The 23222-nt window shown below is 60.6% G+C and carries 21 protein-coding genes and 1 pseudogene; 6 read left to right on the top strand and 16 right to left on the bottom strand.

Going from position 1 to position 23222, the window contains the following annotated elements; all coding sequences use genetic code 11:
- Positions 1–15 precede the first annotated feature (15 nt).
- Complete coding sequence (locus BRD58_RS07110) at positions 16–1296, top strand: M20 family metallo-hydrolase (RefSeq protein WP_015461310.1); 1281 nt, start codon at positions 16–18, stop codon at positions 1294–1296.
- 56 nt (positions 1297–1352) lie between these two features.
- Here BRD58_RS07110 and BRD58_RS07105 read toward each other — a convergent pair whose 3' ends face one another.
- Complete coding sequence (locus tag BRD58_RS07105; protein ID WP_012848209.1) at positions 1353–1658, bottom strand: YceK/YidQ family lipoprotein; 306 nt, start codon at positions 1656–1658, stop codon at positions 1353–1355.
- Positions 1659–1786: 128 nt separating this feature from the next.
- Positions 1787–2347 (bottom strand): DedA family protein, encoded by a 561-nt coding sequence (locus tag BRD58_RS07100; protein WP_012848208.1) that lies wholly within the window; start codon positions 2345–2347, stop codon positions 1787–1789.
- Between the two features lie 218 nt (positions 2348–2565).
- Between BRD58_RS07100 and chaA the strand changes: the two genes are divergently transcribed.
- A complete protein-coding gene (chaA, locus tag BRD58_RS07095) occupies positions 2566–3672 on the top strand; it encodes a sodium-potassium/proton antiporter ChaA (RefSeq protein ID WP_012848206.1) in 1107 nt (368 codons plus the stop codon).
- A gap of 5 nt (positions 3673–3677) precedes the next feature.
- On the opposite strand, the gene BRD58_RS07090 is transcribed toward chaA, so the two are convergent.
- The 13 genes and pseudogenes from BRD58_RS07090 to flhD all read right to left on the bottom strand — a co-directional run bounded on the left by BRD58_RS07090 (position 3678) and on the right by flhD (position 17046).
- Positions 3678–4520 carry an EamA family transporter gene (locus BRD58_RS07090; RefSeq protein ID WP_015461309.1) on the bottom strand — a complete coding sequence of 281 codons (843 nt, stop codon included), beginning with the start codon at positions 4518–4520 and terminating at the stop codon, positions 3678–3680.
- A 181-nt stretch (positions 4521–4701) separates the two neighbouring features.
- Complete coding sequence (cheZ, locus tag BRD58_RS07085; protein WP_012848204.1) at positions 4702–5337, bottom strand: protein phosphatase CheZ; 636 nt, start codon at positions 5335–5337, stop codon at positions 4702–4704.
- A 9-nt stretch (positions 5338–5346) separates the two neighbouring features.
- Positions 5347–5736: a chemotaxis response regulator CheY gene (cheY, locus tag BRD58_RS07080; RefSeq protein WP_012848203.1), complete on the bottom strand. Its 390-nt coding sequence runs from the start codon at positions 5734–5736 to the stop codon at positions 5347–5349.
- A 95-nt stretch (positions 5737–5831) separates the two neighbouring features.
- Positions 5832–6884, bottom strand: coding sequence for a protein-glutamate methylesterase/protein-glutamine glutaminase (locus BRD58_RS07075; RefSeq protein WP_012848202.1), 1053 nt, complete (start codon positions 6882–6884; stop codon positions 5832–5834).
- Positions 6881–7756, bottom strand: a complete 876-nt coding sequence (gene cheR, locus BRD58_RS07070; protein ID WP_015461308.1) for a protein-glutamate O-methyltransferase CheR — start codon at positions 7754–7756, stop codon at positions 6881–6883. Before cheR ends, BRD58_RS07075 begins: the two co-directional genes overlap by 4 nt.
- Before the next feature lie 56 nt (positions 7757–7812).
- A complete protein-coding gene (locus tag BRD58_RS07065) occupies positions 7813–9405 on the bottom strand; it encodes a methyl-accepting chemotaxis protein (RefSeq protein ID WP_012848200.1) in 1593 nt (530 codons plus the stop codon).
- Between the two features lie 147 nt (positions 9406–9552).
- Entirely contained in the window at positions 9553–11223 is a 1671-nt protein-coding gene (gene tsr / locus BRD58_RS07060; protein WP_015461307.1) for a methyl-accepting chemotaxis protein, read from the bottom strand.
- A gap of 178 nt (positions 11224–11401) precedes the next feature.
- The gene (cheW, locus tag BRD58_RS07055; RefSeq protein ID WP_012848197.1) at positions 11402–11896 is read right to left on the bottom strand and encodes a chemotaxis protein CheW; all 495 of its coding nucleotides are present in this window, start codon (positions 11894–11896) and stop codon (positions 11402–11404) included.
- A 69-nt stretch (positions 11897–11965) separates the two neighbouring features.
- Positions 11966–14073, bottom strand: a pseudogene (gene cheA / locus BRD58_RS07050) (chemotaxis protein CheA).
- Positions 14074–14076: 3 nt separating this feature from the next.
- Positions 14077–15075, bottom strand: coding sequence for a flagellar motor protein MotB (motB, locus tag BRD58_RS07045; protein ID WP_015461305.1), 999 nt, complete (start codon positions 15073–15075; stop codon positions 14077–14079).
- Positions 15072–15962, bottom strand: a complete 891-nt coding sequence (motA, locus tag BRD58_RS07040) for a flagellar motor stator protein MotA (RefSeq protein WP_015461304.1) — start codon at positions 15960–15962, stop codon at positions 15072–15074. The genes motB and motA overlap by 4 nt, the downstream gene beginning before the upstream one ends.
- Positions 15963–16115: 153 nt before the next feature.
- The gene (gene flhC, locus BRD58_RS07035) at positions 16116–16697 is read right to left on the bottom strand and encodes a flagellar transcriptional regulator FlhC (RefSeq protein WP_012848193.1); all 582 of its coding nucleotides are present in this window, start codon (positions 16695–16697) and stop codon (positions 16116–16118) included.
- Between the two features lies 1 nt (position 16698).
- The gene (gene flhD / locus BRD58_RS07030; protein WP_012848192.1) at positions 16699–17046 is read right to left on the bottom strand and encodes a flagellar transcriptional regulator FlhD; all 348 of its coding nucleotides are present in this window, start codon (positions 17044–17046) and stop codon (positions 16699–16701) included.
- Positions 17047–17989: 943 nt separating this feature from the next.
- Here flhD and BRD58_RS07025 point away from each other — a divergent pair.
- Together BRD58_RS07025 and BRD58_RS07020 are read left to right on the top strand one after the other, a co-directional pair.
- Positions 17990–19144: an iron-containing alcohol dehydrogenase gene (locus BRD58_RS07025; RefSeq protein WP_073382047.1), complete on the top strand. Its 1155-nt coding sequence runs from the start codon at positions 17990–17992 to the stop codon at positions 19142–19144.
- A 294-nt stretch (positions 19145–19438) separates the two neighbouring features.
- Positions 19439–19858 carry a universal stress protein gene (locus tag BRD58_RS07020; RefSeq protein ID WP_015461302.1) on the top strand — a complete coding sequence of 140 codons (420 nt, stop codon included), beginning with the start codon at positions 19439–19441 and terminating at the stop codon, positions 19856–19858.
- On the opposite strand, the gene BRD58_RS07015 is transcribed toward BRD58_RS07020, so the two are convergent.
- Complete coding sequence (locus tag BRD58_RS07015; protein WP_012848188.1) at positions 19751–20533, bottom strand: helix-turn-helix transcriptional regulator; 783 nt, start codon at positions 20531–20533, stop codon at positions 19751–19753. The two genes, BRD58_RS07020 and BRD58_RS07015, sit on opposite strands and share 108 nt — an antisense overlap.
- Positions 20534–20966: 433 nt before the next feature.
- Here BRD58_RS07015 and BRD58_RS07010 point away from each other — a divergent pair, with 433 nt between their 5' ends.
- The gene (locus tag BRD58_RS07010; RefSeq protein ID WP_073382043.1) at positions 20967–21596 is read left to right on the top strand and encodes a response regulator transcription factor; all 630 of its coding nucleotides are present in this window, start codon (positions 20967–20969) and stop codon (positions 21594–21596) included.
- The gene (locus BRD58_RS07005; protein ID WP_015461301.1) at positions 21596–23137 is read left to right on the top strand and encodes an MASE1 domain-containing sensor histidine kinase; all 1542 of its coding nucleotides are present in this window, start codon (positions 21596–21598) and stop codon (positions 23135–23137) included. Before BRD58_RS07010 ends, BRD58_RS07005 begins: the two co-directional genes overlap by 1 nt.
- The last annotated feature ends 85 nt before the right edge of the window (positions 23138–23222 follow it).

Here is a 23222-nt window from a genome sequence, read left to right as displayed (position 1 = left end):
CACAGGGAGATCATGATGACCGTTTCCGATCCGGAACAGCTGCGCCGCTGGCGCCGTATGTTCCACCAAATACCTGAAACCGGCTGGAGTGAATTCATCACCAGCGCGCGGCTGATAGAGATGCTGCGCGCCATGGGCTACCGGGTGCTGCCGGGCCGCGCCTTTCTCTCCCGGGAGCATATCCAGGGGCGTAACGACGATGAGGTCGCGCAGGGGCTGGCGCGGGCGCGCCGCTATCCGGTTAGCGATGCCCTGCTGGAGGAGATGGGGGATTTAACCGGCTGCGTTGCCCTGCTGGAAACCGGACGACCGGGCCCCACCGTCGCCCTGCGTTTCGACATCGACTGCGTCGCGGTCACCGAGAGCGACGCGCCGCAGCATCCGCCGCGGGCCGCTGACTTTGCCTCGCGCCACCCCGGCTGCATGCATGCCTGTGGACACGACGGCCATATGGCCATCGGGCTCGGCGTCGCCCAGGCGCTCTACGCCCTGCGCGATCGGCTCTGCGGTACGGTAAAACTGCTGTTTCAACCGGCGGAGGAAGGGGTGCGCGGCGCTAAGCCGGTGGCGGAGGGCGGACTGCTCGACGACGTCGACTATTTCCTCTCTGCCCATATCGGCATGGGGGTTCCCAGCGGGGAGATCGTCGTCGATCCGCGCGACTTCCTCTGCACGACCAAGCTGGACCTGCGCTTTTTCGGCGCGCCGGCCCACGCGGGGATGATGCCCCAGGGCGGCGCCAACGCGCTGGCCGGCGCCTGTCACTGCGTCACGCAGCTGCTGGGCATCCCACGCCACGGCGACGGTATGTCGCGCATCAACATTGGCACCCTGCGCGCCGGTGAAGGGCGTAACGTGATCCCGGCCTACGCCGAGATGCAGCTGGAGGTGCGCGGCGCCAACCGCACCATTAATGACTACATGGCACAGCAGGCCCTGCGCATCGCCGACGGCGCGGCGCAGAGCTTTGGCCTGCGGGTAGAGCACCAGGTGATGGGCAGCGCCGTCGATCTGCACAACGATGCGGCGCTGATGACGCTGGTGGCGGATATCGCTAGCCAACAGCAGGATCTGCGGATCGCTGAAGCCAGCTTTGGCGGCAGCGAGGATGCCACGCTGCTGGTCGAACGGGTGCAGGCGCACGGCGGCCAGGCGGCCTACGTGGTGCTGGGCGCCGATCTGCGCGCGGGCCATCACCAGTCTGAGTTCGACTTTGACGAAGCGGTGCTGTCGCGCGGCTGCGCGCTGTTTACCGCCTGCGTCAGCCGCCTCTGCCGTACGGCGCACTCGGCCTAATAACGCAAAAGCCATCGCTCGGCGATGGCTTTCCTTGACGGTAGCACCCCATGCCCTCAGCGCGGCTTCTGCGGGGCGTCCGCGCTCTCCGACTGGCCACGATAGGGGCCGTGGAAATAGTCCACCGGCGCGTACAGCGTATCGGCCAACAGCGAAAACGGCAGATCGATAAACGCCCGGCTGCGGGTCATAAAATCGTAGTCGTAGTTGCCGCTGCCGCTCACCCGCGCCATATCGTTATGCACCCCGGCGTAATAGGTATGCCCCTCCTGCATGGTGGTGCGCCCCATGATGCTGCCGCATCCCGCCAGCATCGTCGCCCCCACCAGTACCACCGCCATCTTTAACGATCGCTGTTTCATCAATATCTCCCTGGGTAATCCGTCCTGGGCCGATAATAATCGGGATCCCCGGCGCAGGATACCTGACGCCGATCCATCGCTGCATTTTTTTGCAGCGGCTCACGATTTTACCGCCCCACCGCACGCACCTAGCCGCGGTGCGCTCTGTACCAACGCAGCAGCGCTACCAGCAGCAGCAGCGCCACCAGCAGTCCGCCGCCGGCCCACAGGCGCTGCTGCGGGTCGGCAAAGATCCGCAGCAGCACTTCGCTGGCGCCATAGCCAAGGCTGACGATGGTCAGCGCCCACAGGATCGCGCCGAGCAGATTAAACAGAATATATTTTCCCGGCTTAACGCCCGCAGATCCAATAATGATCGGGCCAATGGTGCGAAAGCCATAGGCAAAGCGCATTCCCAAGATCAGCCAGCTTTCGTTACGACGCACCTGACGCTGCACATAGGCTATCTTCTGTTGCTGGCGCGGAAAACGCCGTAAAATAGGCGTGCCAAAGTGGCGTCCGACGAAGTAGAGCGTGGTATCGCCCAGCGTCGCGCCGACCACCGTCAGCAGCACCACCCACGGGTAGGCGAGCAGGTGTTTATGGGCGGCGGCCCCGGCCAAAAAGGCGATGGTCTCCCCCTCGATAATGCTGCCGATTACCACGGCAACATAGCCATATTCACTTATCCAGCGTGCTGCATCGATCATTGTTCATCCTTAGTGCTGCGCAGGGCGCCTATCATACCGAAAAAACGTCCGGCGTCACGCCAGCGCATCCGATGAGCCATACTTAAATCCAGGCTGAATAGAAACGCGAATAATCATAAAAACTGTTATGGTATATCGTTTTTTTTGATAATGTCAGCGCGGCGGTATTCCGCCCCGCGGTCGGTGAGCGCGCAGTCATTCAAAGGAGGGTGCCATTCATGAAGTCTCATATTAAAACCAGCCACCACAATACCCGCCACAGCGAGTATCAGCTGATCCTGCCGCTGATCGCGCTGGGGGTGCTGGCGGTGACGCAGCCCACCACCCTGGGCGCCCTGGCCGCGATCAACCTGCTGGCGCTGATCGCGATCCTCGCCAGCGCCTTCAGCGTAGTGCGTCACGCCGATGTCCTGGCCCACCGCCTCGGTGAGCCCTATGGCTCGCTGATCCTGACCCTGTCAGTGGTGATCCTGGAGGTCAGCCTGATTTCGGCCCTGATGGTCAGCGGCAAAGCCGCACCGGAGCTGATGCGCGACACGCTCTACTCCATCGTGATGATCGTCAGCGGCGGGCTGGTCGGTTTCTCCCTGCTGCTCGGCGGCCATAAGTTCGCCACGCAGTATGTCAATCTGGGCGGGATCAAGCAGTATCTGATCGCGCTGATCCCGCTGGCGATCATTGTGCTGGTGCTGCCGATGACCCTGCCGGGCGATAACTTTACCCACGGCCAATCGCTGGTGGTCGCGCTGCTATCGGCCGCCATGTACGGCGTATTCCTGCTGATCCAGACCCGCACCCATCAGAGTTTGTTCGTCTACGAACATGAGGATGAAGGCGACGATCCCAGCGATCCACACCACGGTAAGCCCTCATCCCACGGTAATCTGTGGCACGCCGCCTGGCTGGTCGCCTACCTTATCGCCGTCATCGCGGTCACCAAGCTGAACGCTCTGCCGCTGGAGGGACTGCTCGGCGCCCTGAACGCGCCGCAGCAGATGACCGGCTTTCTGGTCGCGCTGCTGATCCTCTCCCCCGAGGGGCTGGGCGCCCTGAAAGCGGTGCTGGCCAATCAGGTACAGCGCGCCATGAATCTGTTTTTTGGCTCGGTGCTGGCGACCCTGTCGCTGACGGTGCCGACGGTCACGCTGATTGCCCTGCTGACCGATCAGCCCCTGCTGTTCGGGCTGGGCGAGCCGCAGATGGTGGTGATGCTGGCCACCCTGATGCTGTGCCAGGTCTCGTTTAACACCGGCCGTACCAATGTGCTCAACGGCGCGGCGCATCTGGCGCTGTTCGTCGCCTACCTGATGACCCTTTTTCTGTAGCCGACCTACCCCAGACGGGTCAGCAGTACGCCGCAGAGGATCACCAGCGCGGCCGTCACCCGTGCCCGCCCCAGCGGCTCATGCAGCAGGCGGGCCGACAGCAGCAGCGCAAACAGCACGCTGCTCTCGCGCAGGGCCGCGACGATGCCGATCGGCGCCTGGGTCATCGCCCAGATAACGATGCCATAGGCCAGCAGCGACATCGCCCCCCCGGCCCATCCCCGGCGCCAGGCACTGCGTATCAGATAGCCGGTGCGACGCCCCTGACGCTGCCAGAGCCATACCAGCATCACCGCCCCATTGAGCGTAAACAGCCACAGGGTATATCCCAGCGCATCCCCCGCCGCCCGCGCGCCGGCGCCGTCGGTCAGGGTATAGCCAGCGGTACACAGCGCAGTGATCAGCGCATCACGCAGCGCGGCGGTGCTCAGCGGGCGTCTGCCGGCGCCGCGCAGGGCCATCAGCAGCACCCCGCCGATCAGGATCAGCGCGCCGACGGTCGCCAAAGGCGGCGGCGTCTCCCGCAGCAGCAGCAGGCTAAGCAGCATCACCAACAGGGGGGCGCAGCCCCGGGCCAGCGGATACATCTGCCCCAGATCGCCATGGCTATAGGCCCGGCTAAGAAACAGGCAGTAGGCGGTATGAAACAGCACCGACAGACCGAGCCAGTACCAGGCTGCCGTCGGCAGCGCGGCGCACAGCGGCAGTAGCGGCAGCGCCGTCAGCCCGGCAAACAGCGCCACCAGCGCGACGCTGGCAAAGCGATCCGAACCGCCTTTCACCAGCACATTCCAGCTGGCGTGCAGCAGCGCGGCAAACAGCACGGCAATAAACACGGAGGTCGTCATCTGGCACTGGTATCCTTTCCCAAGATAAACGGCGAATCAGCGCGGTATTGCCACCCACTCTGGGCTGGAATCCACGCTGACTACAGCATAACCGGCACGACACGCGCTGTCATGGCGGCCCCCAATAAAATAGGCCACCCGAGGGTGGCCTGATGTTCGCACCGCGCTGCCGCTATCGCGCTTAAAATCCCAGGCTGTCCAGCAGGTCGTCGACCTGCTCCTGGTTGGCGACCACACCCGGCCCGTTCTGGTTCATCTGCGGGCCATTCAGCAGGCTGTCATTTTCACGCTTCGGCTTGGGCGGCTGCTCCGGCATATTCTCCAGCAGCACCATCAGCAGCTGCTTTTCGATCTCCTGGATCACGTCCATCATGCGCTTGATCACCTGACCGGTCAGATCCTGGAAATCCTGCGCCATCATGATTTCGAGCAGCTGGCTGTGAGTGAAGGCCGTATGCTCCGGCACCTCGCTCAAGAACTGGCGGGTATCCGTTACCAGCGCCCTGGCATCCTCAAGCTCGATCGGATTTTCAAACCAGGCATCCCAACGCTGCTTGAGCTCTTTAGAGCCCTTCTCCATCTGCGTCTGACGCGGCTGCGCCGCTTCAACGCAGCTCAGGGCGCGCTCGGCGGCCTGGCGGGTCATCTGCACCACATAGTCCAGACGGTCGCGGGCATCCGGAATGGCTTCGGCTGCCTGAGCGATAGCCTGATCCAGTCCAAGCTCTTTCATGCTGTCACGCAGCATACGCGTCAGTTGGCCAATCCTAGCGATAATATCGCCGGCATCGGCGGCTGGCATCGGATGTTCGTTCATCGTGACTCCTTAGATCCCGAGCTTTTCAAAAATCTTATTCAGTTTTTCTTCCAGCGTTGCGGCGGTAAACGGCTTCACCACGTAGCCGCTGGCCCCTGCCTGCGCGGCGGCGATGATGTTCTCTTTCTTCGCCTCGGCCGTTACCATCAAGACCGGCATCTTGTTCAGCGTGCCGTCCGCGCGGATCGCCTGCAGCAGCTGCAGACCGTCCATGTTCGGCATGTTCCAGTCAGATACCACAAAGTCGAATCCGCCGGCGCGCAGCTTGCTCAGCGCATCGGCGCCGTCTTCGGCTTCCTCTACGTTGTTGAATCCCAGCTCTTTCAACAGATTGCGTACAATACGACGCATGGTAGAGAAATCATCGACAACCAGAAAACGCAGATTCTTATCCGCCATACTAACTCCTAAAAAAATCCCTTGAGCCGGGAGCAATAACCTGAAAAACAGGCATTCGGTTAATGACCGCGCCCGCAGGCGCGGTCCGGTATCGGTTAAATACGCAGCGCCTGCTTGGCGCTGACCTGCGCCAGCATACGCTGGCTGATTTGGGAGAGATCGACCACCTCGTCGACCCCGCCCATCTGAATCGCCTCGCGCGGCATACCAAAGACCACGCAGCTGGCTTCATTTTGCGCAATGGTATAGGCGCCCGCCTGGTGCAGTCGCAGCATCCCCGCGGCGCCGTCGTTGCCCATTCCCGTCAGGATCACTCCGACGGCGTTGCGGCCGGCGCAGCGGGCGACGGAGTCAAACAGCACCTCGACAGAGGGGCGATGACGGTTCACCGGCGGCCCCTGATGCAGACGCACGATATAGTTGGCACCGCTGCGCGCCAGCTCCAGATGGTGGGCGCCGGGGGCAATATAGGCATGTCCCGGCAGGATACGTTCGCCATCCTCGGCCTCTTTCACCGTGATCTGGCACAGCTTGTTCAGCCGCTCGGCAAAAGAGCGGGTAAAGCCCGGCGGCATATGCTGGGTGATCAGCAGCGCCGGGCTGGTCGGCGGCAGCGGCTGCAGCACGTGGCGAATCGCCTCGGTGCCGCCGGTAGAGGCGCCGATGGCGATCAGCTTTTCGCTGCTGAGCAGCGGGCCGTGGCTGAGGGTCGCCGGCGGCTCGCTCTGCTTCAGCTGGCGCGGCAGACGCGCGCGCGCGGCGGTGCGGATCTTATCGGCGATCAGCTCGCTATAGGCCAGCATCCCCTCGCGGATCCCCAGCTGCGGCTTGGTCACAAAGTCCACCGCGCCCAGCTCCAGCGCCCGCAGGGTGATCTCCGACCCCTTCCCGGTCAGGGAAGAGACCATCACCACCGGCATCGGGCGCAGGCGCATCAGTTTCTCCAAAAAGTCGAGGCCGTCCATGCGCGGCATTTCAACATCCAGTGTCAGCACCTGAGGATTGAATTTTTTGATCAGATCCCGCGCGACCAACGGGTCCTGCGCGGCGGCCACCATCTCCATATCGGGGTGGCTGTTCACGATCTCGGTCATCAGTTGGCGCATCAGCGCGGAGTCATCCACGCACAATACCCGGATCTTGTTCATCGGCTCTCCTTCGTCAGCCCATAAACGGTCTGCCCGCGCAGATGGAAATCGCGGGAGATCTGGCTGAAGTTCTCCGAATGACCGGCAAACAGCAGGCCACCCGGCTTTAACAAGGGGATAAAACGACGCAGAATGCGAGCCTGCGTTTGTTTATCGAAATAGATCATTACGTTACGACAAAAAATCGCATCGAATGGGCCCGGCAGATCCCACTTAGCCTCCAGCAGGTTCAGCATCTGGAAATGCACCCGCTGCGCCAGCTCATGGCGAACCCGGATCAGCCCCTGATGAGGCCCGGTGCCGCGCAGAAAAAAGCGCTGCAGCTGCGTGGCGTTCAGCAGCTTGGCCTCCTCTTGGCGGTAGATACCGCGCTGCGCCTTTTCCAGCACCTGTGTATCGATGTCGCTGGCCCACACCTGCGGCGCCATCGGCGATGGCCCCAGCGCCTCAGCCAGGGTCATCGCGATCGAGTAAGGCTCCTCGCCCGTGGAGGCCGCCGTACTCCAGACACAGTAGTTGTGCCGCCGCGCGCGCGCATGCTCCGCCAGAATCGGGAAGTGATGCGCCTCGCGAAAGAAGGCGGTCAGGTTAGTGGTCAGCGAGTTGACAAAGGTTTGCCACTCATCGCTCTCCGGGTGACTCTCCAGCAGCGCCAGATAGTCGCCAAAGTCGCTCAGATTCAACGCCCGTAAGCGACGCACCAGCCGGTTGTAAACCATTTCACGTTTATGGTCGGCAAGTACGATACCGGCCCGTTGGTAAATCAACTGGCTAATCCGCCGAAAATGGGCATCCCCCAACGTCAGACGTTGCATTGCCAGTGAGGAGACGTTGTTTTCCCCCTGTGCTGCCTGTAGTAATAAATTCGTCATCACTCACCAGTTAACTCACCTACTTCAATTTTGCTTTCCGCCGAGCGGAAAGCCCATCAGCTCGTGCCGTTGGCTTGCCCTTGCAGGTCGGTCTGCGCCGCATCGCCGCTCAGACGGAACGTGGCGACGGCGCGCGACAGGACATCGGCCTGCGCTTCCAAAGACTGGGTTGCCGATGCCGCTTCTTCTACCAGCGCGGCGTTCTGCTGCGTCACCTGATCCATTTGCGTTACCGCCTGGGCGACCTGCTCAATGCCCCGGCTCTGCTCCTCCGATGCGGAGCTGATTTCGCCCATGATATCGGTCACCCGCACCACCGAACGCACCACGTTATCCATGGTATTTCCGGCGCTCTCTACCAGGGTTGACCCCTGTTTTACCCGGCTGACCGACTCGTCGATCAGCCCTTTGATCTCTTTCGCCGCCTGGGCGCTGCGCTGAGCCAGATTGCGCACTTCACCCGCGACCACCGCAAAGCCGCGCCCCTGCTCTCCGGCGCGCGCCGCCTCTACCGCCGCGTTCAGCGCCAGAATATTGGTCTGGAAAGCGATGCCATCGATAACGCCGGTGATATCGCCAATCTTTTGCGAACTTTGCGTAATATCATGCATAGTCCGCACCACCTGGCTGACGATCTCGCCGCCTTCACCGGCGGTATGAGAGGCCTCCTGCGCCAGCTGCGACGCCTGGCGGGCGTTGTCGGCGTTCTGTTTCACCGTGGCGGTCAGCTGTTCCATGCTGGCGGCCGTCTCTTCCAGCGAGGCCGCCTGCTGCTCGGTGCGCGAAGAGAGGTCGTTGTTACCGGCGCCGATCTCCTGCAGCCCGGTATAGATGGCGTCCGTCCCCTGGCGTACCGACAGCACCGTCCCGGCCAGAGCCTGCTGCATGTTACGCAGGCTGGCATACAGCTGGCTGATCTCGTTACGGCCATACACCTTGATCTCCGCCGACAGATCGCCGCGCGCGATGCGCTCAAAGTGCGCGCGCATGACGGTCAGCGGCGCCAGCAGCATATTGCGCAGCCACCAGATAGCGATCAGCATCACCAGCGCCAGCAGCACCACGGCCGCCAGATTCAGCGCCATGGAGAGGTGGTAGGAGTTGCGATTGATCTCGGCGCCCTGCTTCAGTTCGCCCTCAACGTGCTGCGTCAGCTTCGCCACGCTGGCTTCAAACTGATCCTGGATCCGCTGGGTCGGCTGGTCCATAAACCCCTGCAGGTCTCCCTTCTCGAGTAGAGAGACCAGCTGCAGCAGCGCCGTGCGCAGCGCCTGATAGTGCTGCAGCGCCTCCTGAGACAGCGCGCGATCTTCCTCATCGCTGTCTGAGCAGGCCATATACTGCTGCATCGAGTCATCGGCCTTTTTCAGCATGGCGCGCACGCGGTGCATCAGCGCATCGATCTGATCCTGAGGGATATGCAGCGCCGCGCGGGTACCGGCGCGGTTCAGCGTGTTGCGCGCCTGCAGCAGGGCAACCCAGGTTTGCCCCAGCGTTTCGCGCTGATCGTTGGATATCTGTACCCGGGCATAGTTATCACTGTCAGATCGGATGGCCATAAACGACACCCCGTTGGATGACAGCTGCAAAAAGCAGAATGCCAGCACCAACGCAAACAAACTGGTCGATATGCGGATTCGGTTAAACACGATAGGCTTCCTCGTTGGCCGGCAGCGTGTAGGGTACCGGCTCGGTTGTTATTTTTCTGTTGGCTCCCCATATGCCTGCGGCGCCTCACGGCGCCCGGCACTGGCAGTCAGCTCCCCGCCGTCAAGGGCGGGGAGCCGGTCGGGTTGTCAGAACGTCTCCCAGTTATCGCTGCTGCTGTCGTCCGACGCTTTGGCTTTCGCCGGCGCGGGAGCGGCGCTGCTGCGCGGCGCGGCGCGAACCACCGGCTCCGCCTCACCCTGCGGCTCAATGCGGAATACCGCGACGGCCTGATTCAGATGGCTGGCCTGATCTTCCAGCGACGCGGCGGCAGAGGCGGACTCTTCCACCAGCGCGGCGTTCTGCTGCGTCACCCGATCCATCTCGGAAACGGCCTGACCAACCTGCTCGATGCCGCGGCTCTGTTCGTCAGAGGCCGAGGCAATCTCACCCATGATGTCGGTCACCCGGGTCACCGCGTTAACGATGTCGCCCATGGTATCGCCGGCGCTTTCGACCAATACCGAGCCGGTATCGACCTTGCTGACGGAGTCTTCAATCAGCCCTTTAATCTCTTTCGCCGCCTGAGCGCTGCGCTGGGCCAGGTTACGCACCTCGCCCGCCACCACGGCAAAGCCGCGCCCCTGCTCACCGGCGCGCGCCGCCTCTACCGCCGCGTTCAGCGCCAGAATATTGGTCTGGAAGGCAATACCGTCGATAACCCCGGTAATGTCGGCGATCTTCTGCGAGCTGCTGGCGATGTCATGCATGGTCTGCACGACGTTGGCGACAACCTTGCCGCCGCGCTGGGCCGTTTCGGAGGCGCTCAGCGCCAGCTGGCTGGCCTGGCGGGCGTTTTCGGCGTTCTGTTTCACGGTCGCCGTCAACTGCTCCATACTGGCTGCCGTTTCTTCCAGCGAGGCCGCCTGCTGCTCGGTGCGCGAGGAGAGATCGTTATTTCCGGCAGAGATTTCGCTGGCGCCGCTGTAGATGGCATTGGCACCCTGACGGACGTCGCTGACGGTGCGGACAAATTCGGTCTGCATATGGCGCAGGCTATCGGCCAACTGCCCCATTTCGTTGCTGCCGCACACCTCGATGCGACCGGAGAGATCGCCGACGGCGAACTGACGGATATTGCCCATCAGGCTATTGAGCGGACGGATCAGCGTGTGATGGATACCCATCCACACCAGCACGATCGCCGCGGCCACCACCACCATCACGGCCAGCAGGATCCACAGCGCCATATGATAGGCGTCGTTATTTGATGTCACGGCCTGATGGTATAGGCTGTCGTTCTGCGCCAGGTAGGTCTCATAGGCTTTTTCAAAGCTGTCCTGATAGCTTTGCGTCGGCTGTTCGAAGAAGTCGTTAATCCGACCGGCGGTGAGCATCTGGATCAGCTCGCCCAGCGCGCTGTGCAGCGTATCGTAGCTTTGGCTCATGGCCTGTACGGCTTCGTCGCTCTGACGCGGATCGCGCGGCAAGCCCTGATAGCGCTCCCACTCTTGCTCCGCCTCTTTCAGCTCGGCGCTGGCCAGCTGCATCAGATCGGGTACGGTGGCACCGGAGCCGGTTTTATTCAGATCGGCCATATAGCGGATCCCGGCACGGTTTAAGGTATTGCGTGTCTGGAGCAAAGCCACCCAGCTGCCGTTAAGCGCGGCCTGCTGTTGGCGAATGGTTTGCAAAACGGTAATACTTTCCTTGTCGCTTTTCAGGGCGTCAAAGAACACTCCTCCGGAAGTCATCTGCAAAATGCCAAATAACCCCAACACCAGTAGCAAACTGGTAACTACTTTTATGCGGTTTAACATGGGCGTCTCATTTTTGCTGCATCAGATGTCAGAGATATCGGCGCGCGGCGATAAAACTTTATGGCGAGGAGGACAGTCAAAATATCTTTTTTGTCCACTATAGCAGCATATTATACTAAGCATGAGTCCCGAGAGTCGTACTGAGCACCGGCCCGCCGCCGCCGCGGCGGGCCTGATATCAGGCGGTGACGCTGTCCACCAGCGCCATCTCTTCGCTGCTGAGCAGCTTTTCGATGTCTACCAGAATCAGCATACGCTCGCCGAGCGCGCCGAGGCCGGTCAGATACTCGGTCGACAGCGTTACCGCAAACTCCGGCGCCGGACGGATCTGATCCGCGCTCAGGGAGAGCACATCGGAGACGCCGTCCACCACAATCCCGACGACGCGCTGGCTGAAGTTCAGCACGATGACCACGGTATTGTCGTTATAGCTGACGTCCTGCTGAGAAAACTTCACCCGCAGATCGATGATCGGGACGATCACACCGCGCAGGTTAGTCACCCCTTTAATAAAGGAGGGCGTGTTGGCAATACGGGTAACCTGGTCGTAACCGCGGATCTCCTGCACCTTAAGGATATCGATCCCGTACTCCTCATCCCCCAGCGTAAATACCAGGAATTCCTGGCCTACGGTTTCACCCGCCAGTTTGCTTACGGAAGCCAGTCCAGTCATGTCAGTTCACCTTTATTTATTCATCGTCATCAGCGCCGCCTGCGGCGGCGCCGGTTGCATGGTTAAGAGTCAGGCGGCCGCGCCGGCGACCCGTTTTTCCCGGTTAATGCTCTGCAGCGCCGCGACGTCGACGATCAGCGCCACGCTGCCGTCGCCGAGGATGGTTGCCGCGGAGATGCCCGGCACTTTGCGGTAGTTGGTTTCCAGGTTTTTCACCACCACCTGATGCTGACCGATCAGCTGATCGACCAACAGCGCATAGCGGCGTCCGGCGCTTTGCAGAATCACGACAATGCCCTGAGTGGCGTCGGTCTTGGCGTCGGCGACGTCAAAGACGCGGTGTAGCTCCACCAGCGGCAGATATTCGCCGCGCACCTGCAGCACGCGCTCACCGCCGGCCAGCGGATAGAGATCCTCATCGTTCGGCTGCAGCGACTCCATCACGGCGTTCAGCGGCAGAATGAAAACCTCGTTGCTGACTTTGACCGACATACCGTCCAGAATCGCCAGGGTCAGCGGCAGGACGATACGGATCGTCGTACCTTTCCCCTCACGCGACTCGATCTCAACGTGGCCGCCCATTTCCTGGATATTTCGCTTCACCACGTCCATCCCGACGCCGCGCCCGGAGACGTCGGTGACCTTCTCGGCGGTGGAGAAGCCCGGCGCAAAGATCAGCAGGCCAATCTCTTCGTCGGTCATATTGTCGTGCACCGACATCCCCTGGGAGCGCGCTTTGTCCAGGATCTTCTGGTGGTTCAGGCCGGCGCCATCGTCGATGACCTCAATATAGATATTGCCCCCCTGGTGCTCCGCAGAGAGGGTCAGGTTGCCGACGGTGCTCTTGCCCGCCGCCTGACGCACCTGCGGCGATTCGATGCCGTGATCCAGGCTGTTGCGTACCAGGTGAGTCAGCGGATCGATAATGCGCTCGATCAGGCTCTTATCCAGTTCGGTCGAGCTGCCCAGCAGCGTCAGCTCGACCTGCTTGTCGAGCTTGCTGGCCAGGTCACGCACCAGACGCGGGAAACGGCTAAAGACGTACTCCATCGGCATCATGCGGATCGACATGACCGACTCCTGCAGATCCCGGGCGTTGCGCTCAAGCTGGCCCAGGCTGTTGAGCAGATCGCCATGATCGACCGGATCCAGCATATTGGAGCGCTGCGCCAGCATCGACTGGGTGATCACCAGCTCGCCGACCAGGTTGATCAGCTGATCGACCTTCTCCACGGCGACGCGGATGCTGGTGCTGTTCTCTGCCCCTTTGGCCGCGCGCGGGTTGTGGCGCGGAACGTGGGGCGCCGCGGCCGCCGTCGCATCCGGCGGAGTCGCACGCTCAGGCGCGGAAACGGGCTCAGGCGCGGAGGCGGATTCAGGCGCGGGAGTCGGCTCAGGCGCAGGCGCAGAGACCGGTGCCTCACGCACGACCTCGGCGGGCGGCAGAGCCGCCTCTTCTAGGCTGACCTGCGGCGCGAGGTCCGCCGTCGGGCGGGTAAAGTGGATCTGCTCCGGCTCCAGCACAAAGCACAGCACCGCCGTAATGTCGTCCTCACTGACCGTGGTCTCCAGCACCACATCCAGCGCGCTGTCGCTCTCCTGATGCTGCTGTACCGTACCCAGATTGCCCAGCTCCTCCAGCATCAGCGGGATTTCCGCCGCCTTGAGCCCGGTTAACGAGATGGACAGTCCGCCCTGCGGCGCCACGCTCGCCGCGGCGACAGGCGTAGCCGGCGCTGCGGCCGACGCAGGCGCCGGCGCTGCCACGGCGGCAGGTGCCTCCCCTTTCGCCTCTAACGCCAGCTGTCTTAGCGCCTGGCAAATATATTCGAAGCTATCGGCGTCGGGGTCCTGAGCGGACTTATAGGCATCGAGCTGATCCTGCATAATATCTTTGGTTTCCAGAAACAGGTTGATGATCTCGGTACTCAGCCGCATTTCACCACGGCGGGCACCGTCGAGCAGGTTCTCCAGCAGATGCGTGGTCTCCTGCAGTACGGTAAAACCGAAAGTGGCCGCCCCCCCTTAATCGAGTGGGCAGCGCGAAAGATGGCGTTCAGTTGTTCGTTATCCGGCTCCTGAGGATCCAGCGCCAACAGGTGCTGTTCCATATCAGCCAACAGTTCATCCGCTTCATCAAAGAACGTTTGATAAAACGCGCTAATATCCATGCTCACAGGTCACCTCTTGTCTATCGCGCTCGGTATTTTGACGTGGTCGTTCATTGGCGCCATCGGCGTCGGAATAAAGGGCGTTACCGCTGGTTGACCGCTGGCGGCGCCGATGCGCTGCCACTGATCCGAGGCCGTCGGCTGACGCATATCAACGGCGTCTCCCCCTTCCGCATCCTCGTGTTCAATCCGATTCTGCGCGGCTTTATTCAGCACCAGAATGCTGATACGGCGGTTGACCGCCGCATTGCCGGCCAGGTTGCGCAGATTCATGGTATCGGCCATGCCGACCACCCGCAGGATCTTGTTACCCGCCAGCCCACCGGCGATCAGCTCGCGCCGCGAGGCATTGGCGCGGTCGGCCGAGAGCTCCCAGTTGCTGTATCCACGCTCACCGTTGGCGTAGGGCAGATCGTCCGTATGCCCGGACAGGCTAATCTTGTTCGGCAGTTCATTCAGGATCGGGGCGATAGCGCGCAGAATATTGCGCATATAGGGCTCAACCTGGGCGCTGCCGTTCTGGAACATGGGGCGGTTCTGACTGTCGATAATTTGGATCCGCAGCCCCTCATCCATCATGTTGATCATCAGGTGTGGCCGCAGCGCCTTCAGGCGCGGATCGTTGATGATCACCTGCTCCAAACGCTCGCGCAGCCGCTTCAGACGCATCTGCTCGGCGCGCGTCTGCGGATCGGGATCCTCGGCAAACTTACGCACCTCGCCCTCTTTCTGCGTCACATCATCGCCGCCGCCGGGGATCGGGCTAAAGCTGTCGCTGGAGCGCTGTCCCCCGCTCAGGGCAACCTTCAGCGGGGTACGAAAATATTCGGCGATGCGAGTCAGCTCCTGCGGACTGGCGATCGCCAGCAGCCACATCACCAGAAAGAACGCCATCATGGCGGTCATAAAATCGGCATAGGCTATCTTCCAAGCACCGCCATGGCTGGCCTGACCGTGGCCGCCGCGTTTCTTTTTGACCAGAATGACCGGGTGTTTACCGCCCTTCATACTTCTTCTTCCGTTGCCGCCTGTTTCGCCGGGGTTTTCACCTGACGCACGTGCTCTTCCAGCTCAATGAACGACGGACGCTCGGTGGAGTACAGCGTCTTACGCCCAAACTCCACCGCGATCTGCGGGGCATAGCCGTTCAGGCTAGAGAGCAGCGTTGTCTTAATGCAGTGCATCATTTTGGTGGTTTCGGCGCTCTTCTGGCGCATCAGCGAAGCCAGCGGGGAGATAAACCCATAGGCCAGCAGGATACCCAGAAACGTCCCGACCATCGCGTGGGCGATCAGCGCCCCCAGCTCCGCCGCGGGGCGATCGGCCGAAGCCAGCGCATGGACAACCCCCATCACCGCCGCCACTATACCGAACGCCGGCAGAGAGTCGCCCACCGCCGCCAGGCTGCCTGCCGGCACCTCAGCTTCCTGTTCGAAGGTCTCGATCTCTTCGTCCATCAGGGACTCGATCTCGAAGGCATTCATGTTGCCGCTGATGATCAGCCGCATATAGTCGGTAATAAACTCAATGAGTGTGTTATCGGCAATCAGGCGGGGATAATTAGAAAAAATTTCGCTCGCCTTAGGATCTTCGATATCTCGCTCCAGGGAGAGCATGCCCTGCTGGCGCGATTTGGCCAGGAGCTGATACATCAGCCCCATCACATCCATATACAACGCCTTGTTGTACTTAGAGCCGCGGGCAAGCTTGGGCAGGGTACGCAGCGTCGACTTAATCGCCTTGCCATTATTGCCTACGATGAAAGCGCCAATGCCCGCTCCCCCGATAATCAATAACTCAGATGGCTGATACAACGCTCCCAGATGGCCCCCAACAAGCGTGTAACCGCCAAAAACCGCGATTAGCACAACGGCATATCCCAGTAGAATCAGCACGTGAATTCCTTACATGATCGGAGTGAACAGTCGGATGTAATCTGCCGGCGCAGAGCCGGAAAGAGGAAGGTCGATGACAGAATGCTGCCCGAAGACAGCGTACGGCAGCACTACCGCGGCACCGCACGCTATTGGACTGATTGCCTCAATCAGTTACACCACACGTTTCTCTTGCTCACCGAGCAAGTGTGGAAAGATATCGGCAAGATTCTCAGAAAGTTTACGTCTTTTTATCGCCCGCGACGGCGGTTGGCACAAACTGCAGACAAAACTGTGCACCGGCTGATGCGCATGGGCAATAAAGCTACCGCCGCAGCTGTTGCAGTGAGCCGGCTCCAGCATGCCGCTCTCGACAAAACGCACCAGTGTCCAGGCGCGCGTCAGCGCCAGCACCGGCAGATCGCTATCCGCCGGCGGGCACTGCTCCAGGTAGAGTTTGTAGGCGCGGATCACCGCCTCTACCCCGTGGCAGGCGCCGCTGGTCAGCATAAACGCATAAATATTATAGAACATGGAGGAGTGGATATTCTGCTCCCATGTCATAAACCAGTCGGTGGAGAATGGCAGCATCCCCTTCGGCGGCGGACTGCCGCGCAGCTCCTTGTACAGCTTGATCAGGCGTCCCCGGCTCAGCTGGGTTTCGCTCTCCAACATCTGCAGACGCGCCCCCAGAGAGATAAGTTCCATCGCCAGCTGTATGTCGCGTGCTTCCTGAATGATGCTTTTTTCGCTCATGTCAGCCCCGTTTCCCCGAATCATTTCCGTCCGCCGACAGCTGCTGAAGCAGATGGCTGGACAAAAGAATTCCGGTATGAATCTGTTGCAGATCATCCACGCGCGACTCTTGGGTCAAACGTTGGATAGTCTGATGATCTTCAAAGCGAAACTGGCATACTAACTGATTGGTTTCAGCCAGTTTTACCATCTGCGGCAGCGTCAGCTGAACCAACGTTTCCGCCATTTCAGCGTCAATCCCCAGCCGGAACATGGCGGAGGCTTTGTCGTCATGAATTAATCGCTGTGCTAATAACAAATATGACAAGTTAATGTCATAAATATGCTTGAGTATTTCCGAGGTACTCATTATCTCACCCTGCTTGACTCAATCGGCCAACACAATGAAACGTACCTTTACTATAACTGCGCGAGGCGCAGGTGAACGAGGTACCTGATAACCGCTCAACTAATGTGAAATGGAGCATAACGGCCATGATTACTGCGTGTTATATGACCCGACGTTGTACTTTTGATATACAAATGGAGGTTAGGCACCCTGAGGGTGAATAACAGACGCCATTAAGACTATTCTTAAAACGCTGCAACTCTACCCCTGAATGACCGGAATGTACAACGCGCCAAGGCGTCAAATTTGAGAAAAGTGTGATCTGGATCACAAAAAATGGTAGGAAAAGTATGACTTTTGCCGTATTGGCTCACATTTTGACCTAACGCGCAATCTGCGCGCGCTATCCATTTAACTTTTTGAATAGCAAGAAAAATTTTTGGAGAAAAAATAAACCGATTTTTGCATTTTTAGATTTTTATGTTGTAATAATGTATATTTTTAGGTTTAAAGTCTGAATAAAAATTCGATAGTCATACAAAGAACTAAACGATGAGCAAAACCATAGAATAAAAATAGATAGCCTTGATAGCCGGCGTGGCGCCATAGAATACTTCCTGCGCTAAATTCTGATATATCTCAATTAATGCGGGGATATCCCCCCCTCCACCGAGCACCTATTTCTCTTTATTCAGTAATATCGATATAACTATTCATAGAATTTATTCGTTGTATTCATCATTTGGCAGAATAAATTACGCCACGCAGAGACCTTACGCGCGTGGTTAATGGTTTTTATGACCAAAAGTGCGTATCGTCACATTTCGCGCCTGTGGGCTCAGAAGGGGCATGTTAGGCTGTGTTCTATCACGCCGCGCTACGCCGACGTTACTCGCACATCACGGACACGACCGATCCGACCGGGGGAAGCGTATGCCCCCACCACGACTGAGGAGTCCCGCCTATGTTCAACTTTGACTACTATAATCCCACCCGCATTCTGTTTGGCGGCGAACGCATCGCGGATATCCCGCAGCATATTCCCGCCGAGGCACGCATCCTGATCACCTACGGCGGCAACAGCGCCCGCCAGTTTGGCTACCTGGACGAAGTCCGCCGCGTACTGGGCCCCCGCATCATCGGTGAGTTTGGCGGCATCGAGGCCAACCCCGAGCTGGAGACGCTGCTGAAGGCGGTACAGCAGGTGCGCGAGCAGCGCATCGATTTTCTGCTGGCCATCGGGGGCGGCTCGGCGATCGACGGCAGCAAGTTTATCGCCGCCGCGGCGCACTATGCGGGCGATCCCTGGGAGATGTGGCGCCAAAAGCGGCCGCCGCAGCGGGTGTTGCCGCTGGGCTGCATTCTGACCCTGCCCGGCACCGGTTCAGAGATGAACCCGACCGCCGTCGTCAGCCATCGACGCCTCGGCGCCAAGGTCGGCTACTCTCACCCCGCGCTGTTTCCGCGCTTCTCCGTGCTGGATCCCCACAAATCCTATACCCTGCCCGCGCGGCAGGTTGCCAACGGCGTCGTGGATGCCTTCGTCCATGTCATGGAGCAATACCTCACCTATCCGGTCTACGCCCGGGTTCAGGATCGTCTGGCCGAAGGGCTGCTGCTGACGCTGCTGGAGGAGGGACCGCGGGCGCTCAGCGAGCCCCACAGCTACGACGTCCGCGCCAGCGTAATGTGGGCGGCCAGTATGGCGCTGAATGGTATGGTCGGCGCCGGAGTACCGCAGGACTGGTCAAGCCATCGTATCGGCCACCAGCTGACGGCGCTGTACGGAATGGATCATGCCCTGACGCTGGCCATTCTGCTGCCGGCCGTCATGCGGGTGCAGCAGCAGGATAAACGCCTGAAGCTGCTGCAGTATGCTGAGCGGGTATGGGGGCTGCGCAGCGGCAGCGAAGAGGAGCGAATCGCCTCGGCCATCGAGCATACCGAGCGCTTCTTCAGCGATATGGGGATGCAGACCCGGCTCAGCGCCTGTGGTCTTGAAGAGAGCTGTATCGATGCCGTTATCGATAACCTGCGGCGTTTTCAGCTGCTGCCGCTGGGCGAGCGACAGAACATCGATGAGACGGCGGCCCGCCGTATCCTGAGCCTAAGTTACTGACGCTATCCGGCGCGGGATACGCTGTGATAGACGCCACATCGCCCGCGCCGCGCATTTTATACCATAGAAAGCGCGCTAACGTAGAAAGGTCAACGCCGCCCGCCGGCGTCGTTAAAAACCGCCTGACGCTGGCGCAGTCAATAAAGTTGGCCTATTCCTGTTAGAGCGGTACCGCGCGGCGTCAAGGCCCACACGACGGTAACGTCGCGCGGCGAATAGCCGGATACCCTCGCCGATCCGGCCGCGCTGGCCCTCCGCCCCATCGAAAGCCGGCCCATCACAAGGAGGAGTCCCATGAGCTACCATACGATTCTGGTCGCCGTTGCCCCGGATCCGGACAGCCACATTCTGCTGGATAAAGCCATCGCCATCGCCCGCCCGTCGGGCGCGAGCATCAGCCTGCTGACGCTGTGCAATGAGCCCGATCTGTGCTGCAGCTACGCGGGTCCCCTGCTCGCAGAGACGCGTCACCTGCTGCACGAGGAGACCGCCCTGTTTCTGGAACAGCTATGCCGCCGGGTCGATTACCCTATCGCCCACACCCACATCGGCCACGGAGAGCTGATCGACTGCATCGTCGACACCTGTCGGCGCCAGCGCGTCGATCTATTGATCTGCGGCAACCACTGCGAAGGCTTCGTCAAGCGCCTGCTCAGCTCTGCGGGGGCACTGATCGACCGCACCCATACCGACGTGCTGCTGGTGCCGCTGTAAGCGGGGAGCATGCACGGGGTTATCGCTCATGGCGCTGAGAAAGCGCAAAAACTCCGGCTTACTGGCGAACGCCAGTTTCTGCATGATGCAGCGCTGGCGATAGTTAACGCTCTTATGGTGGATCCCAAGGTAGCTGGCGACCTGGTAGTTATCGCCGCCGCGGCTGCGAATCGCCACCACCTTCCACTCGGGAAACGACATGCCGGCCATCTCAGGCTGCGCCTGCATCTTGCGTTTCATCCGCGGGCTAAGGTGCGCCTGGCGCAGCGAATGCCGGTAGGCCTCGGCGAGACGGGGCAGCGGCTCCCGTTTGGAGATCAGGCTCACCTGCCCCAGGCTATGCACCGCCGCCAGCACCGCTGGGTGGGTAATATCCGTCATCACCGTGATCCGCAGCGACGGACGATAGGCGCGCACGCGCATCAGCGCCAGCAGCGCATCGATGGGCGTATCATCATGGGTATACAGCTCGGCGATCACGTGATCGACCCGCCGTGTGGCGATCGCGTCTGCCAGATGGGCATAGCGCGTTTCATGTAATATCCGATCGTCAGAAATAATATGCTGCGCCAGACCATCATAAAAAAAACGATCGCAGTCCATCACCAGCGTAACCCGGCGATCGGTATCCGCAGGCGGAGACTGGTGAGCGAAACGATCCTGTACTGCTGTCATTGCCTGGCACCCCCTCCCACGCGTTGGCCCTATCTCTGTGCGGCTATCACCTATCGCGATGATGACCATCCTGCGCGAGTAATTATCCTCCATTAAAGGCACAGATTGCTATTTGGGGAATTCGAACAACTTGATAAATATTTTCAGTTATCTCTACGGTGATTTTCCTGTTACGCTAATTTTTAGGCTGGATTATCGTATTCGGATTTTTCTACGCCAATATCCCCCGTAAGGTGAACAGTTATTCCGCATAAACCGGTAGGGCGACGCGGCGCTCCCCGATAATTCCCCCGATTGATGCTCCCGCCGCCGTGACGACGTAGGGGGATGAAGCGCAATTTTGTTACCCTGACGACATAAACACGCTCAGCTGATTGCAGCGATTTTCGCAGCGGGCATCATAGGCGCCATCCTTTAGCAAGGAGGCATTCTCATGATCCGCGTCGTCTTGGTAGATGACCATGTCGTGGTCCGCTCCGGATTTGCACAGCTCCTAACCCTTGAGCCCGATCTGGCTGTCGCCGGCCAGTTTAGCAGCGCGGCAGAGGCCTGGCAGCCGCTGCTGCGTGACGATGTCAACGTCGCGGTGCTCGATATCGCCATGCCGGATGAAAACGGCCTGAGTCTGCTGAAACGCCTGCGCGCCAAGAGGCCCGGATTCCGCGCGATTATCCTCAGCATTTACGACACCCCCGCCTTTGTCAAAAGCGCCCTGGACGCCGGCGCCAGCGGCTATCTGACCAAGCGCTGCGGGCCCGAAGAGCTGGTCCAGGCGGTCCGCTCCGTCAGCATGGGGGGACACTACCTGTGCGCCGATGCGCTGCGGGCGCTGCGCGGCGGCGAACCGGCGGCCGAGGCGCTCAAAATACTCACCCCGCGCGAACGCGAGATCTTTGCGCTGCTGGTGAAGGGCGATAGCGTTAAGCGCATCGCCTTTGCGCTCGATCTCAGCCATAAAACGGTGCACGTACACCGGGCCAACGTACTGGGTAAGCTGCAGTGCCACAGCACCATCGATCTGGTGCATTTTGCCCTTGACCACCAGCTGCTGACGGGGCTCTGATGTCGCGCCGCGCGCGTTACCGGGTTATCTCCCTGTTTATTCTGCTGGCCTGGGGCTCTGGGTGGCTCATGCTGTGGACGCTGGGATTTTATCTGACCCACAGCGGTCAGCAGGCGGCGCTATTTTTGCCGCACGGCGTCTACCTGGCGCTGCTGATACTGCTCTCTCGACGCTATTGGCCAGCGCTGGTGCTGCCCCCCATGTTGGCGCTGTACTGGCTGCGCAGCGAGCAGCTGCTCAACGGCGATATTCTGCTTATCGTGCCGCTGATCAGCCTGCTCCCCGCCCGGCTGGTGCAGCGCGCCTGGCACCGCTTTCCGCTCTACTGGCAGCGGCTAACGCTGCTGCTCGCCGCCGTTACCGCAACCGCGCTGCTCAACACCGCCCTACTCTCCCCGTGGATTAAAAGTCCGGCGCTGCTGCTCGGCCTGAGCTCGTTTACCGGCGGGGTTCTGCTGACGCCCTTCGTCTACCTGATCTTCGACTTTCTACGCCAGCAGCATCGCTATCATCTGCTGGGGCTCGATACCAACAACCCGCCCCTGCGCGCCTCGCTGCTTATCTGGTGCAGCCTCTTTTTTATCATCGGCATCGGCACACAGATGGTGCTCTCCCCGGAGATCGAGCGCCTGCTGCTGATGGTCGTGTTCCTGCCCAACGTGGTGATGGCCTGGAAGTTCGGTTGGCAGGGGGGCGTGCTCTCCGGCCTGCTGGGCAGCATGATGATCACCATCGCGCGCCAGATTGGGGTCGGATTCAGCAATCTGCTGGAGCTGGAGATCTTTCTTGCCACGCAGGCCCTGCTGGGGATCGGCCTGGGCATCGCCATCAGCCGTCAGCAGCACCTGGCGCAAAATCTGCACCACTACCGTCAGCGGCTGGAGAGCGAGCTCGCGGCGCGCCGGGCGCTGACCGAACAGCTGGTGCATACCGAGGAGAACACGCGCAAACGCCTGGCGCGTGAGCTGCATGATGAGATCGGCCAGAACATCACGGCGATCCAGATCCAGTCTCAGCTGCTCCGACAGCGGCAGGAGCCTGCCCTCGTGCTCTCCGCCGCCGCTCAGATCAACGATCTGGCCCGGCGCATTCACCTCTCGACCCGTCAGCTCCTGCGCCAGCTGCGCCCGCCGGCGCTGGATGAGCTGTCGTTCCAGGAGGCGCTGTACCACTTGGTCAACGAGTTTGCCTTCGCCGAGCGCGGGATCCGCTGCCGCTTTGATTACCGGCTAGACGCGCCGCCCGCGGGCGAAACCGTACAGTTTACCCTGTACCGTCTGCTGCAGGAGCTGCTTAACAATGTCTGTAAACACGCCGACGCCAGCGCGGTCTCCATCGTACTGCGCTATCACGCCCCCTGCCTGCATCTGCTGGTGCAGGATAACGGTGTGGGCATCGGCCGCCAGAGCCCTCCCGGCCAGGGTATTCAGGGCATGCGCGAGCGCGTCCATGCCCTCGGCGGCGAGCTCACGCTGGCGTCGCAGCGCGGTACCCGCGTCATTGTTAAGCTGCCCACAGTTTTGCAACGCGCCGGCGCCTAAGCAGGAAAAAGTCTTAGCCACGCCAGACATTGTCTCATCCCTTTTGCCCCGCGTCTTTCTATAGTCAACGCCAGTGGAGAACATC

The organism is Edwardsiella piscicida (assembly GCF_001896205.1).
GTDB lineage: Bacteria > Pseudomonadota > Gammaproteobacteria > Enterobacterales > Enterobacteriaceae > Edwardsiella > Edwardsiella piscicida.
This window is presented reverse-complemented; position numbering and strand designations above follow the sequence as displayed.